The organism is Microbulbifer agarilyticus (genome assembly GCF_001999945.1).
Taxonomy (GTDB): domain Bacteria; phylum Pseudomonadota; class Gammaproteobacteria; order Pseudomonadales; family Cellvibrionaceae; genus Microbulbifer; species Microbulbifer agarilyticus_A.
This window is the reverse complement of sequence record NZ_CP019650.1, coordinates 3,655,424-3,669,370: the sequence shown is the minus strand read 5'-3', so window position 1 is coordinate 3,669,370 and position 13,947 is coordinate 3,655,424. Positions and strand designations below refer to the sequence as shown.

The following is a 13,947-nucleotide window of genomic DNA, read 5'->3' as shown; positions in this document are numbered from 1 at the left end:
CGTAGGCCAATTTTCCCTGCATCGGCCCGGCAGAAAGCCGCTTACAACGCGCGCTTCTGCCAGTCGTACTCCATCTGCTTGGCGGTTGCTTCCGCCAGTGCCAGATCGACGAGTTTGGAAACCAGATACAGGCTCATATCAATTCCAGCAGAAATCCCGGCGGACGTTACAAATTTCCCGTCCTCCACCCAGCGCTGCTCCGCCAACACCGTGAGATCCGGATAGCTTTCCTGCAGGTCCGCCAGGTCTTCCCAGTGGGTGGTCACGCGCAGGCCACTGACCTGCCCGGCCTCGGCAAGGATAAACGCGCCGGTGCACACTGAAGCTACATGGGGCGTTTTGGAAGCAACCTCGGCCACCCACTCAATCACCTTCGGGTTTTTCACCGCCTCCGTATGCACCCCCCCCACGACGATCAGCAGGTCCATCGGTGGGTGGTTGTCGAAGGTGAAGTGCGGGTTAATGCCATAACCGCCACGGGCCATCACCGGCCGTTTGTGTTCCGCCACCAAAAATACGTTAAATGCATTTTGCGGGTTGGATAAGCGGCTGGCGGTGGAAAACACCTCAAACGGCCCAGAAAAATCCAGCACCTCGGCGTTATCGTAAATAAATATCCCTACGTTCATGTTCTCCTCCCTGCGGAATCGCCGCGTTTTTATCCTGCGCCCTCAGATACGGTACCCACACTGGCACGGCGTATCCGCACGCTGGCGGCAACGGACAGCAGCACCCCCGCCAATACCAGAACACAGCCAAGCAATGTGAATTCCCGCCCCGAGGAAAGCACCTGCGGCTCCGTGGCAAAGGCGTAGAGCAAAACCGGCTGGCTCAAAATCAGCATCCAAGAACCGGCCACTTGCAGTACATAGTTCAGCTTGTCTGCCCGTGCGCTCCAGTAACAGCCAACCACCGCATTGAGTGCGGCAACAAACAGGATGTACATGTGCGATGCACGGTACATCATGCGCTGCGCATCCATCGCCTGGTCGGGCAGAGCAAGCCCGCGCAGCATGTACTGGCCGGTAATGGCAAATATCGCCAAAAACACCACGCCGCTCACTAAGTGAATTCGCTTCATCGTCATTTACACCATCGCCACATAATTCGGGTGACTTTGAATTCGGTCGATCCAGCGCAAAATTGCCGGGTAACCGCTCAGGTCGAAGCCGCCTTCGTCCGCCACGTGGGTGTAGCCGTACAGGGAAATATCCGCGATGGAAAGCGCGTCACCGGCCAGGTAATCGGTGGCCGCTAACTGCTCTTCCATTACCTTCAGCGCCTTGTGACCGTCGGCCTGTTTGGACTCGAATTCCGCCTTGCGTTCCTCCGGCATGCCCAGATACTTGGCAATAAACCGCGCAACCGCAATATAGGGTTCGTGGCTGTATTGCTCGAAGAACTGCCATTGCAAAATCTTCGCGTTGGCAAAGGCGTCTTCCGTGGCCAGCGCACTGCCGCTCACCAGGTAATTCAGGATCGCATTGGATTCTGAAATACAGCGACCATCATCCAGTTCCAGCAGGGGGATCTTGCCATTGGGGTTCTTCTGCAGAAAATCACTGGTCTGGGTTTCCCCGGCCAGGATGTCTACCTCGATCCACTCGTGGTCGATGTCGAGGATGGAAGCCAGCAGTTTGATCTTGTAGCAGTTCCCAGACCGAATATCTCCGTAGATTTTCATGGTGTTCTCCTGAACTCTGGATGTGCGCTCGGCGTTGAGCGAAGTGATACGGCGCGGTGGCGGCAAAGATGCCACGGGTGCCCGGCCGTGAGGGGATGTAGCTGGCGCAAAGCCGGTGGCTACAATGGGTGTTGACCCGTCTATGGGATCAGGGTTGAGTATAAAGCCTCAGCCGTGACTTGGTAACCACATGCTTACAGTAACCCAACTGGCGCGAACCTTCGGGATCTCCCGAGCCACCATCCTGTACTACGAGCGGGAGGGCCTGCTGTTGCCCGCCAACCGCTCGGAGAACGGATATAGGTGGTACGGAGAGAAAGAGGTCGAGCGCCTGCGAATGATCGTTTCTTATCGTTCCTATGGGATACCCGTAGCAAGTATTGCCGCGCTGATCGATCGCAAAGGTGAATCCCAGGCCCAGATTTTGAAGGCCCACTTCAAAGAGCTGGAGCAGGAGATTCAACTACTTCGAGCGCAGCAGAAAGCCGTTGTGGCCCTGCTGCAAGAACCCAATATGATGGAGGAAAACATGGTAACCAAAGAACGCTGGGTGGAAATTATGCGCGCCGCCGGTTTTGACGACGACGCAATGATTAAATGGCACCAGAAGTTCGAAGAGATGGAACCGGAAGAGCACCAGAAATTCCTGGAGTCTCTGGGGATAGATCAGGAAGAAATCGAGAAGATCCGCAAGTTCTAACGCGTAATCTTCCCTACCAGAATGGCTGGCGGCACCTGCCCCGGCCATCACTCAACCCGCTGCCACACCTCATACTCCACACGCTTGCCGTCTTCCCAGCGCTCGTTGTACCACAGTGAATCTTCGATTCTGGTGGTAAACGCAAACTGCGCACCCGTCGCCTGCCCGAACGAGTTGTAACGCAGCGTCTCGGTATATTTGCCGTCGGCCAGCTCGTAAGTGCCGGTACCAGACGCCCAGAAGTCACCGCCCTTCATGGAGGTAAAGCTGAAGTGGGAATCAGAAATGACCTTCAGCGCCTGCATATCCAGATCTTTGTAGTCCACCAGCGTACCGCTGCCGTCCACATAGTTGCCGGAAACCAGCTCCCAAACCCCCACCAACTCTTTCGCCGCAGATAGTGAACTCACCAGTGACAGCGCAATAGCGATAGCAAGCTTCTTCATCGTACTTCCCTTTAAACGATTAACAATATGCGAGTAACCCATCAACGATGGCCGCGGTGCTTGGTATGGTTAGCCACCACCGCTGCACCGGTAGAACCCACCACCGCACCGGCAAAGATCTTCACCAGGTCGATATAACCGGCAACATCTGGCACCGGCTCACCTTCCTCCGCCGCCAGCGAGATACCAAAGGCAATACCGCCGAACACGATCGCCAGCAGGGCAGAGATCAGCGTCACCGCAGAGAGCTGGTTCAAAATGTTCTCACGCCAGGAAGACTGCTGGGCATCGGGGAAGCGCATACCTGGCGCATACTCCTTGGCTGCTTCCGATAGCGCTGCCGCCTTGGTCAGCTGGTTATTGGCATCCGCCAGCAACTCCTTGGCGCGCACCACGATCTTCTCGCGGATTTCAAAAAGGTGGTCATCCAGCCAGAGGTCATCGTCCAGCTTGGTACCTGCGTGTTTCCCCAACCCTACTGCTTCGGTCATTGTGGTAAGTGTCCCTGTGAGATTGTTATTTGTTATTGGTTTTCGTTTTATTGGTCGTCGGTCTTGTTGTTGGTATTGCCGCTATCGGTATTGTCGTTATCTGTTTTATCGCTATCCGCCTTTCTCGCCGCCTCACTGCGTTCAATCGCCGCCAGCTCCTCTTCAGTGAGTGCCTTGTACCCGCGCCACATGGGCCAGCCATAGCCCCAGCGGAAGTCCGTGGGCAGGTAGGGGGTGCCACCAATGCGCACACCGCCGAGCATCAGTAGCGCAATCTCTTCCTCACCAGTCTTCTCCACACAGGCCTGCAGCGCCTCGTCCGCCGCCTCGCGCTCCTCAAAGGTACCGCCTTTCCAGTAGGCGTAATCGTGCGCGGTGCAGCACTCCAGCCACAGCTCTTCCTGCTCAATAGTGCCGTCCGGAAAGGCACTGCAGCCGTCGGAGGTGAAGGGCTTGATCTCCACAGCAAGTGACTGAGTGCTAGCTAACATCAGCAGCACCAAATACACGAGTTTTGTGGGGGAGAGGAAATACATAGGCATTGCTACAGTTTACCGTTAATCAGCTATCACGCGATCCCCATGGCTCGGAGGGGTAGAGGTAACGGTAAATATTAGATCTTCACCATGTTTATTGGGAAGCTGATGAGGTGTGCGCGCGGGTACATGGATACCTTGCTGGGGATGCAGTAAGTGCGTCGTACCGTCTACCTCAATCGTGGCAATGCCGGACAGTACAAAAAAGAACTGTTCTGAATGATTGTGGAAGTGGCGTACCTCGCCGCAGCCGGGAGGTACGCGCTCCTGAATCACACTTAGGCTGGGCGATCTCACCAGGTGCCAGCCATCGCAGCCATTACCCCACTGATAGTATTCTGCGTTTTCAGTAGAAATCATCGTTTAGTAGTGTTCGTTCACCAAATAAACGGCGTATCACTCGGGAGAATCTTCCGCTATCGCGGACCAAGCTTCGTGGGGCACTATGTTAATTCCGAGTTCAGCGTAAGTGTCGCTGGGGCGCCAGCTTCGATGCTTCTTATTGAGCAGATCATCCTCCTCACGAGTTATCCACACTACGCGGTAGAAGTTTACCAATAGGTGATAATAGGTCGACTTGTCCAGAGGCTCGTGTGAGTGGAATACATCCCTGAAGAAAGAGATTGGAGTCCAGTGCTCGTACCGGAGCTTTTTAAATACTTCTCTGGTTGCCTTGTTTTTTACCTCGAAAGGTAGCTTGCCAGTGATATCCGAGTAGGAATCGCATTCTTCGAGTAACTCGAGCGCGGCCTCCGAAATAAATGGAAAGTCCTTCCAAGGCCACTCGCGCACGACCTCGTTGCCTACAAATGCCAGAAAGCGGTCGCCGTAGAGATCGGTGTTTTCGAAGTATATCTTGTGCAGTAGCTCTAGGACTTCTGCCAGATGTGACATCCGCTTGCGAATGTTTTGTGCAATTTCAGCATCTGCTACGAGGTTAGAGTTGGACGAATCTACAGCTGGGCGCCTGCTCATTTTCAGCTGTTTGGTGCCGTGCTGCTCCCAGTGTTTTCTGACCGAATTTGCTTTTTCTTTGGACATATTTGTATCGAATTATTGGGTCTGGTCAACTTCCGGCAGTTCGGCCGAAAGACATGGCAGTTTTTTGGTAGCCGATTGCAGCACCTTGTTGGTGTTGCTATTTACACGGTATGGCGAAATCAACATGGTAATGCTCATCATGCCTGACCCATGACCGCTTCTTGGAAAACTGGATGTTTTCCTTCAAATACCGCGCATACTTGGTTTTATATAAGTTTGGTTGCAATTTTGGATCGAAAATTACTCGCCATAAATCGTGGCCGTGTTCTTTGGCTTGTTTGTGCAAAGCGACAATGTGGGCCGCAATTGCCTCGTAATCGATGTACATTCCATCGTAATGGTCATTTGCATCAAACTCGATGTCATAGCCTAACTTGTTTAATGGGTTTGTTGGTAAATGAACAGATTTGCCATTCTTGTCCTTTGCTGGCGTCATGAAGTCAACTGAAAGGCCATTTTGATGAGTTTTGTGAGGCTTGAATTGACCTCCTTCTTTAAGCCCCGTCTCTGCATATTTGTAGACTTTCGTTGGCTGATCTGTTTCTAAGTCTTTATATGCAGACACTACGATATTCCTTACTTCTGAATGAACGTAGGTGCGACCAGCTAGCCCCGCCATTACGCTGTAGCTTACGAAGTTTTTCCCTTCAGATGGCAGCTTTACCCCATTAGAAAGGCTGCCATAGGACGTCGTGCCAAAACATATGCTCGTCTCGCCCCAAGTTGTCAGCGGAAATAAGAGTGTAATTGTAAGTAAGTGTTTCTTGTTCATGTGGTGCTAGCGCCTCAATAACCGACGCAGCTTTTCTGTGTCCGATTACTTTGACTTGTTAAGTGTTTTGTAGAACTAACGATTTTGCATTGTTGTAAAGTTCTTCCAAGTCTTCATTCCACGTGTCTTCAGACTTCATAACTTCAATCAATTCAGAGAGTTTTGTGTCAGTTATCACGACAGTTGCCGTGGTTGCAGCATAAATTGCTTTAGGCTGGCACTCTAAAAGAATACCTTCAACAAGACTGATAAGTCTGTTTTTTGATTGAGTTCTGCCATTGCTTTTATAAGTGGCATGTCTTTCCCAAGCAATTTCAATGGATTCTGCTATTTGACTCCCTATCTCAAATCTCTTCAACACAAGCCTTTCTTGGTTATTAAGACCTACAACATCAATACTTTCTCTTCCTATTTTTGTTAATCCTCGCATGCGAAAATAACGAATAGATAAATGTTCTTTGGGGTCTTGAATATATGGGTTCAATATTGGGTGTGCGATTACATCATGAGTACCTTTAGCTCCATTGCATTTCTTACATGAAGGCAGCAGATTTTCCCACAATACGACTTTATCAGGGTTGTGCTTTTTATCCTCAAAGTGTTCGACTTCCATATACTTGCTTTCTTCCGTTAGGTCACACTCACAATATGAGCATTTCCCATAGCTTGAATTCAGAAGAGGTTCTTTTATGCTTTCATTGTTCCATACCGACGTTGATTTTTTTTTAAATTCATCGGTTAGCTCACCAACTTTTTCATCTGTCAGAAAGTCAGGCTTAGGCGCTCTATTTAGCTTGATCATGATTCACCCTTAACTGCTGCCAATTGAAACTTGAGAAGCTTTCTAAGGTGGTTTTCCGGGTGCAGTAAATGTTCGAGTTCTTGAAACGCTATCTGAGCGGCCTCATGATCATCATTATCAATCGCCGATTCAAAGCTTGACATAATGTGATAATAATTTTCGGTGCGCGTATCTGACATGCCCATAACATCTACGAGTATTTCCTCTACTGTCCACCCTTGGTATCCATATTTTGTTCTAGACAAATCTCTTCTAAAAACCTTTCCATTATCAGATGCTAAAGCAATGATTTCGTCAGGGTTGGCACCCTGTAGTATGTGAGGGCTATGCGTTGAGGTTATAAATTGTGCTTTTGGAAATACTTGCACCAATATTTTTGCAATTTTTCCTTGCCATTCAGGATGCAAGTGAAGCTCTAATTCATCGATCAATATTATCCCATCAAAATCGTCAGCATTAATGCAAGGCTCTTTAAATCTCAATTCAATGTCTTTAATAATGCCGAATATTATAGATAAGCAAGACTTAAAGCCCGAAGATAAATATTCATAGTATATTTCACCATTCGGTGTGTGAATCATAATTTCATTAGAGGAAGCCAAAACTTTGCTAAATGAAAATTCTTCATTCAGCAATGAAAAACTCTTCTTGGCTAATTCTAGATTGTTGAGCTGTTGTTCTGTTAGGGCTCCTTCGTGAGCAGAATATAAATATCTATTTACAAACCAGTTCTTTACCTCATTAACTTTGACACCTGATATTGCCTCTAAATATGAGGTGCTTGTGTTCTTGTCAACATCCTTGCCTACGGCATCTAATGGTTGATATCGAAACGTTCTAGTGACTTTCAGGGATAAAAGCTTCGAAGAGTGTTGGTGTAGGCCATGTATACTTGATTGCTTGTTTGGGTCAAAATCGGCAATGGTTATATTTGATTCAGTATTCTCTCCGTCTATCTCAATAGTGGCTTTGAAGTTTCCCTCGTCAGCTGATACGTTTCGCTTTAGAATGTTAGTCTGGCTAGCAGAAAACGAATGAGCAACACATTCAAGTAATGTTGTTTTTCCAATTCCATTTGGGCCACAAATAAAGTTCATCCGTTCGTTGAAATCAATTTTAAGGCTTCCAATGCCTCCTATTCCATTAATTTCCATTGATTTCACTTTCATAGATGTTTCCTAAATTTTTAGAGGCGCAGTGAATCTAAAGCGCTTAAGATTTTTGTTTAAAGACCTCAGGTGTAGACATTATCTATATGTGTAGCCATAAATGTCTATGTGTGGGCGTAAAGTCTAAATATGGATGGCTAGATCTGGGCATGGTGTTTTGTGGATTTTTTCCTACAGAATAATCCTCAAGTTCCCTTCGACTTCATCGATCAGCGACACTGGTACATTGTGTACCTTTGCCAGCTGTCTCCAGTTCGAAACCTGCTCCACCACTTCCTCAACAACCCCATCAATCTTCCGCTTACTAAACAGCGGGCTCACCGCTTCCAGGCTGTATAAATCCTCGCGGCTAAAATCATCACGCTTGCCGTTCAAGCTCATCCAGTGGCTGTTCACCCAGCGGCTGCCGGGTTTGTAGCTGTAGGCGAGGTCGTAGGCGGGGGCCAACTGCCAGGTTTTGCCGTTGAGTTGGAAGGCGAAGTTCTTTGCGTGGTCGTCGTGGTTGCGGGCAACGATGTTGAATACCATACGTCGCAGCAATTGTTCGGCATCGGTGGCGGGGAGTTTCAGTTGCCGCGCCACGGCGAAGAGTTCGCCGTAGGAGTAAGAGCCGGGCACCTTGTAATCCACGTGGGCAATGCCGTTTAAGGTCTGGATATGGGTCTTGTGGTTGCCGCGGCGGTCGAAGCGTTCGGTAATAAAGTGCCGGCGGTCGCCTTCGGTGAGCAGGTGGCTGGGCATCATATGGATGCCGCAGGCGGTGGCCATTTTGTAGTAGACGTATTCCATGGCGCCGAAGCCCATGGGGTCGCCGAAGGTTTCTTTGTTTTTGTTGTGTTCGCTTACGCCGTCGAACTTCATCAGGTAGTGGGTGAAGCCTTCCGGTACGTCGGTCTGCCCGGAGCGCACTTCGGTGAAGTCCTGGTTAAACGCGAGTACCGCCTTGGGGCGGGCACCGCCGGCGCTCATGCCGACGGAGAGCAGGGCGAGCATTTCTTCCGGGTGGGCGGCGCGCTCGTCGTTGCCGTTCGGGCCCAGGTTCACTTGAAAGCCGGCGCGGCTGTCGAGCACTTCCTGGGCAATGCCCACCAGTTCATCGATGGCGATGTGCTGGGAGGCGTTCAGGTGTTTGAGGCGAGTAGCGGGGGCGTATTCCAGTGCGCCCATGCCGCGCTTGCCGGTGTATTGCAGCCGTTGCAGTGGGGTGATGTCTGCGGGCTGTTTGCCCTGGGCGGCCATCCACGCATTCAGTACCGCGTTGCCGAAGTCGTCCGGCAGGGAGTCGGCAATCATGCCGTTCAGGCCGCGGTAGGTGTCGAAGCTGAGCTGCGGGAAAGAATAGATGCGCTTGGCCAGCGGCATCTTGAGTGGCGACAGTTCGATGCCGGTGTCGATAAATTCGGGGGTGTATTCGAAGGCGCCGAGGCCGGTGTCGGTATCAAAGCTGACGGCGCCGACGTTGTGGCTCTTGGCCTCGCCATCGGGGCCGTGGCCGTCCGGCAGGTGCACGCTGATGACTTCCATTACCATGCGGTCGTGTCCTCATCCGTGTCTTGATCGCCCTCTTGCTTGTGCTGGCCGGAGGCCCGTTGCCGCTGTTTGCCCTGGAGTTTGGCCAGTTGTACCGGCGAGGGGGGCTGGGGTGGCAGGAAGTTATCCAGCTGGGTGGTGAGGTCGAGGGCCTGGAGTATGGCGACCAGCGCTTCCAGCTGGACCTTGCCTTTCTCCGCATTCATTACCGCTTTGCGGCCCACGCCGGCACGCTCGGCCACCTCCAGTTGGGTGAGGTCGAGGTTGAGGCGGGCCTGCTTCAGGCGCTGGCCGAGGAGCTCGGCAACGGCGGCAGGGGATTTCGCGATGTAGTCCATAATGTCCTTTCTATGGGATTTTAAGCCGCTTTTGTTCGATTATGTCCCAATTGTGGGACTTTGTTAACACTTCATTTTTAGTCCCTAAATGAGGACTTTATTCGTTTTTAAGTATTCAAAGTGTAAATATAGGGACTTTATGGGTGTTTGTGGTTTTTGTGTGCTGCTGGCATTTTGTACACTTTTCCGGCGGGTGTACCCCCAACTCCGCCCCCTCTAGGGAGGATGGCTGGGCTTGTGATGGCTGACAGAATTCATCCACAACCAGAAATACGGTAATCAGCGCACAGTGCGCAGGCGGCAATTGGCCGGCCAGCGAGTGCGCTAGCCCACAATAAACAGGCGAATACAGCGATGAAGAAACAGCCCAAGCTTCCCTTTTGGCAGGTGTGGAATGTCAGCCTCGGTTTCCTCGGGGTGCAATTTGGTTTTGCTCTGCAAAACGCCAACGCCAGCCGAATCCTGTCGGACCTGGGTGCCGACCTGCACTCCCTGTCCCTGTTCTGGATCGTAGCGCCGTTGATGGGCTTGCTCGTACAGCCGATTGTTGGCTCTGCGTCTGACCGCACCTGGAGCCGCTTCGGCCGTCGTAACCCCTACATTTTGTTTGGTGCCATTGCTGCGGCGCTGGGTATGGCGTTTATGCCGAATGCCAGCATTGTGGTGGCCTTTATTGCACCCATCCTGTTTGGTGGTGTGATGCTGGCGCTGATGGATGCCGCCTTCAACGTCACCATGCAGCCGTTCCGCGCGCTGGTTTCCGACATGGTGCCTTCCGAGCAGCGCACCGTGGGTTACTCGGTGCAGTCCCTGCTGATCAACATCGGCGCGGTGATGGGTTCCATGCTGCCGTTCATCCTCACCAACGTGATTGGGCTGGAAAATACCGCGCAGGCCGGTGAAGTAGCGCCTTCTGTTATCTGGGCCTTCTATATTGGTGCTTCTGTACTGCTGGGCTCGGTACTGTGGACCGTGTTCCGCACCAAAGAATATCCGCCGGAAGAGTACAACGCGTACAAAGGTATCGACGCGGAAGAAGTGGCCCGCGAGCGCGCCGAACGCAAATCCCTGCCCCAGCGCCTGGCCGGTTTCTTCGCCCTGCTGGTGAGCATGCCAAAAACCATGCGTCAGCTGGCGGTGGTGCAGTTCTTCTCCTGGTTCTCCCTGTTCATTATGTGGGTGTATACCACTCCGGCCATCACCCAGCACGTGTGGGGTGTGGAAGCCAAGTGGTTTGATCACGATTACCTCGCCACCGTTGGCGAAATCCCCGCGCACATCGCTGCTGCCAAAGGCGCCGCTGGTGACTGGGTGGGTATTATCTTTGCCGCTTACTCCCTGTTTGCTGCGCTCTTCTCCATCGTACTGGCGCGCGTAGCGCACACCATTGGCCGCAAGCCGACGTACGCGCTGTCCCTGCTGCTGGGTGGCTTGGGTTACATGAGCTTTGTACTGTTCAAAGGTGGCGATGCCACTCAGGTGAACCTGCTGATCACCGAAGTAACTGTACCGAGTGGTGCCGTTGGCCTGATGCTGCCGATGATCGGTGTGGGTATCGCCTGGGCCGCCATCCTGGCGATGCCGTACGCGATCCTGTCTGACTCGCTGCCAGCAGCGAAGACCGGTGTGTACATGGGTATCTTCAACTTCACCATCGCCGCCCCGCAGATCCTGTCTGCGCTGGTTGCCGGCCCGATCCTAGCGACCGTGTTCGACAACCAGGCCATCTACATCATTATGTTGGCCGGTGTGTTTATGGTGTGTGGTGCCATCTCCGTATTCTTTGTACGTGAGCCTGAAACCGAGCCCGAAACGGATAGCGGTGAGGCTGCTGCAGCATAAAGCTAAAGCATCGATTGCTGATTTTAAGCCCCTGCAACGGGGCTTTTTTTTGCCTGTTAGTTTTGTAGCAGGAGCCGTATCTGGCGCTGTAATGGCGTGTAAGAGCACATTAGGTGAAGTTTGCGGTATATTGTTTTGTTGGTTTGCATGCTTGCGAACGTATATTCGAAATAATAATTCAGGAAGAGTCCGGATGAGCTTTCTCCGCGCACTATGCGCTCCGTTAATTTCGGCCTGCTATGGGCTGGTTATCGCTATCGCCCTTCCTTTTAATGTTTACGGCAAAGCCAGTGAGCTGACGGCAAAAGACTACGGTGCCCTGCCAAAGATAAGTATGTTGGCGGTTTCCCCCAGCGGCGAGCGAATAGCATTCCGCATGACGGATGAGACCGGTGCAGACTTTGCGGTAGTGATGTCGCTAGCTGATGGTAAGAGACTGGGCGCTGTGAACCTGTCAGCGACAACGCCGGATACCATGTACTTTGTGAACGAGAATGAGTTGATTCTCCAGGCGTCCGACGTACGTAAGTTGTTCGGGTTCAGAGGCAAGCTCGACTTGAGTACTGCCTACGCCTTTGACTGGCGCACAGGTGAGGTACGCCAGCTGCTGACGCCGGGCGATGTTGTTTATCGTGGGCAGTCTGGACTGGGGCGTATCATCGGTCTGTCGCCAGACAATAAATTTGCCTATATGCCGGCCTATGTACCGAAAGATCAACACGACAATGACCCGCGATACTCGCTGGTACGCGTGGAGCTCGAGGATCCCAAGCGCCCCAGAGTGCACTTCAAGGGGCGCCACAGTTCCCGGGACTTTTTCCTCGATCAGAATGGAGAAGTCATCGCACACGAGCTGTTTGACAACAAGCGCAATCTACATCGGTTGCTCGCGCGGCAGAACGACGAGTGGGTGGCGGTTTACAAAAATGAAACAGAAATCCCTACGATCGCCTTTGTGGGGCTAACGCCCGACCGGGAGTCGGTTATCGCGATCAGTACCAGCAGCGAAAGTGGCCGGGAAAACTTTTACGCCCTGTCATTGGCCTCCGGTGAATTTACCGACCTGGGCTTTGGCCGAGCTGATGCTGATGTGGAACAAACCTACAAAAGCCTGGATCAGCGCGTGTTGGGTGTGCGCTATTCGGGGCTGACACCAAGTTATCGGTTCTTTGATGAATCCATCAGCCAGCGTATGGAAAATATTCAGTCCTATTTTGCTGGGCACTCGGTGTGGCTGCAGGATTGGACTGATGGGTGGGAACACCTGATGGTATACGTCGAAGGGTCTCAGGTTGCCGGTGACTACTATCTCTTTCCAAAAGAAGGGGCGCCGGTGAAGCTGGCGTCGGCACGCCCGAATATTCGCAGTGATCAGGTCCACCCGATCGCCACGATTAACTTCAAGGCGCGCGATGGTCTGACGATTCCGACATTGCTTACCCTGCCCAAAGACAAGGTAAGTAACCTCAAGAACCTGCCGGCAATAATCATGCCCCACGGCGGCCCGGCCAATTATGACCGGGTGGGTTTCGACTGGTTGGCGCAGGCCCTGGCCAATCGCGGTTACTTGGTAGTACAGCCACAATTCCGTGGTTCCACAGGCTTTGGTCTCGAGCACTATCAGGCGGGGCAGGGCGAGTGGGGCGCAAAAATGCAGGACGACCTGACTGATGCCGTGGATATGTTAGTACGCAAAGGAATCGTAAATTCAGAGCGCGTGTGCATCGTGGGTGCAAGTTACGGCGGTTACGCCGCGCTCGCCGGTGGTGCCTTTACGCCAGAAAAATATCGCTGCGTGGTTTCCGTAAACGGCGTGAGCGACCTGGAGCAGATGCTGCGCACAGAAAAACGCGACCATGGCCGTCATCACTGGGTAGTGGCCTACTGGGAAAAGCTGATGGCCGATGGCGATGCAGATAAAGACATGCTGCGCGCAGTGTCCCCCTCTCGACACTCGGAGCAGTTCCAGGCGCCGGTGCTGCTGATTCACGGGGAAGATGACGTTATCGTGCCGTTGAAGCAGTCCAGAGATATGTACAAACGCCTGAAGCGGGAGAAAAAGCCGGTGGAGTTCGTTGAACTGGAAGATGAAACCCACTATCTGGATACCACTGAAGGCCGCATGCAGACCGTCGAGAAAATCGTCGCTTTTGTAGACAAGCATTTGCAGCCTTAATTTGAGTCTTTAAGACAATTGGGCGAGCATCGTCGGTTTGCTGTAAATCGACGATTTCGCCCATTTCAATGTCGTTTTTCCAACCCCTGAAAGTCGCTCCAATAGCTTTATTGGTGAGCACCGTTGCTGGGTGGCGACGGCCTTTCTCTGCTGAGTGGGTTGCTCGGTACAGCCTCTGCTGGTCAACGTCGGTGTGGTCATGTATTCCACACTATCGTTTATCCTTTCCAAAGTGACTGGGCTGGAAAGCATTGTTCAAGCCGGTGATGCTGCGCCCGCTGTGATCTGGGCCTTCTATTCAGTTTTGTGCTTGAAAGGGAGTGTGGATCTGTAATGGCAGGTGCATCCCTGCAACCAAATGAGTTTGCGATATATTTTGCGCTGAATGGTCGTACTGAGAAACGGCCTTCATTTAAGCTG

General features: G+C 52.2%; 16 protein-coding genes. 3 read left to right on the top strand and 13 right to left on the bottom strand.

The features are described 5' to 3' along the window. Positions 1 to 41 precede the first annotated feature (41 nt). Genes Mag101_RS15295 through Mag101_RS15285 form a run of 3 tightly spaced genes read right to left on the bottom strand, consistent with a single transcriptional unit; the run spans position 42 to position 1,684 of the window. The gene (locus tag Mag101_RS15295; protein ID WP_077406959.1) at positions 42 to 629 is read right to left on the bottom strand and encodes a DJ-1/PfpI family protein; all 588 of its coding nucleotides are present in this window, start codon (positions 627 to 629) and stop codon (positions 42 to 44) included. Between the two features lie 29 nt (positions 630 to 658). Next, positions 659 to 1,081 carry a hypothetical protein gene (locus Mag101_RS15290; protein WP_157520431.1) on the bottom strand — a complete coding sequence of 141 codons (423 nt, stop codon included), beginning with the start codon at positions 1,079 to 1,081 and terminating at the stop codon, positions 659 to 661. 6 nt (positions 1,082 to 1,087) lie between these two features. Then, positions 1,088 to 1,684 carry a glutathione S-transferase family protein gene (locus tag Mag101_RS15285; RefSeq protein ID WP_077406953.1) on the bottom strand — a complete coding sequence of 199 codons (597 nt, stop codon included), beginning with the start codon at positions 1,682 to 1,684 and terminating at the stop codon, positions 1,088 to 1,090. A gap of 190 nt (positions 1,685 to 1,874) precedes the next feature. On the opposite strand from Mag101_RS15285, the gene Mag101_RS15280 reads away from it, so the two are divergent. Next, positions 1,875 to 2,384, top strand: a complete 510-nt coding sequence (locus Mag101_RS15280) for a MerR family transcriptional regulator (protein ID WP_077406950.1) — start codon at positions 1,875 to 1,877, stop codon at positions 2,382 to 2,384. A gap of 47 nt (positions 2,385 to 2,431) precedes the next feature. Here the strand turns inward: Mag101_RS15280 and Mag101_RS15275 are convergent, their stop codons facing one another. The 10 genes from Mag101_RS15275 to Mag101_RS15230 form a co-directional block, all read right to left on the bottom strand. After that, complete coding sequence (locus Mag101_RS15275) at positions 2,432 to 2,830, bottom strand: hypothetical protein (protein ID WP_077406947.1); 399 nt, start codon at positions 2,828 to 2,830, stop codon at positions 2,432 to 2,434. 41 nt (positions 2,831 to 2,871) lie between these two features. Then, complete coding sequence (locus Mag101_RS15270; RefSeq protein ID WP_077406943.1) at positions 2,872 to 3,321, bottom strand: hypothetical protein; 450 nt, start codon at positions 3,319 to 3,321, stop codon at positions 2,872 to 2,874. Between the two features lie 47 nt (positions 3,322 to 3,368). Then, on the bottom strand, positions 3,369 to 3,812 hold the full coding sequence (locus tag Mag101_RS15265; protein WP_232325049.1) for an FAD-binding oxidoreductase: 444 nt from the start codon (positions 3,810 to 3,812) through the stop codon (positions 3,369 to 3,371). A 66-nt stretch (positions 3,813 to 3,878) separates the two neighbouring features. Continuing rightward, complete coding sequence (locus tag Mag101_RS15260; RefSeq protein ID WP_077406937.1) at positions 3,879 to 4,217, bottom strand: cupin domain-containing protein; 339 nt, start codon at positions 4,215 to 4,217, stop codon at positions 3,879 to 3,881. 36 nt (positions 4,218 to 4,253) lie between these two features. After that, positions 4,254 to 4,898 (bottom strand): hypothetical protein, encoded by a 645-nt coding sequence (locus Mag101_RS15255; protein WP_077406934.1) that lies wholly within the window; start codon positions 4,896 to 4,898, stop codon positions 4,254 to 4,256. 97 nt (positions 4,899 to 4,995) lie between these two features. Further along, positions 4,996 to 5,670 (bottom strand): penicillin-insensitive murein endopeptidase, encoded by a 675-nt coding sequence (locus Mag101_RS15250; protein WP_077406931.1) that lies wholly within the window; start codon positions 5,668 to 5,670, stop codon positions 4,996 to 4,998. Positions 5,671 to 5,728: 58 nt separating this feature from the next. Further along, positions 5,729 to 6,472: an HNH endonuclease gene (locus Mag101_RS15245; protein WP_077406928.1), complete on the bottom strand. Its 744-nt coding sequence runs from the start codon at positions 6,470 to 6,472 to the stop codon at positions 5,729 to 5,731. Further along, a complete protein-coding gene (locus Mag101_RS15240) occupies positions 6,469 to 7,641 on the bottom strand; it encodes an AAA family ATPase (RefSeq protein ID WP_077406924.1) in 1,173 nt (390 codons plus the stop codon). Before Mag101_RS15240 ends, Mag101_RS15245 begins: the two co-directional genes overlap by 4 nt. Before the next feature lie 171 nt (positions 7,642 to 7,812). Next, positions 7,813 to 9,171, bottom strand: a complete 1,359-nt coding sequence (locus tag Mag101_RS15235) for a type II toxin-antitoxin system HipA family toxin (protein WP_077406921.1) — start codon at positions 9,169 to 9,171, stop codon at positions 7,813 to 7,815. Beyond that, a complete protein-coding gene (locus tag Mag101_RS15230; RefSeq protein ID WP_077406918.1) occupies positions 9,165 to 9,509 on the bottom strand; it encodes a helix-turn-helix transcriptional regulator in 345 nt (114 codons plus the stop codon). Before Mag101_RS15230 ends, Mag101_RS15235 begins: the two co-directional genes overlap by 7 nt. A gap of 354 nt (positions 9,510 to 9,863) precedes the next feature. Between Mag101_RS15230 and Mag101_RS15225 the strand changes: the two genes are divergently transcribed. Both Mag101_RS15225 and Mag101_RS15220 read left to right on the top strand, forming a co-directional pair. Then, positions 9,864 to 11,351 (top strand): MFS transporter, encoded by a 1,488-nt coding sequence (locus Mag101_RS15225; RefSeq protein ID WP_077406915.1) that lies wholly within the window; start codon positions 9,864 to 9,866, stop codon positions 11,349 to 11,351. Positions 11,352 to 11,544: 193 nt separating this feature from the next. Then, complete coding sequence (locus tag Mag101_RS15220; RefSeq protein ID WP_198040004.1) at positions 11,545 to 13,527, top strand: alpha/beta hydrolase family protein; 1,983 nt, start codon at positions 11,545 to 11,547, stop codon at positions 13,525 to 13,527. Positions 13,528 to 13,947: the final 420 nt, after the last annotated feature.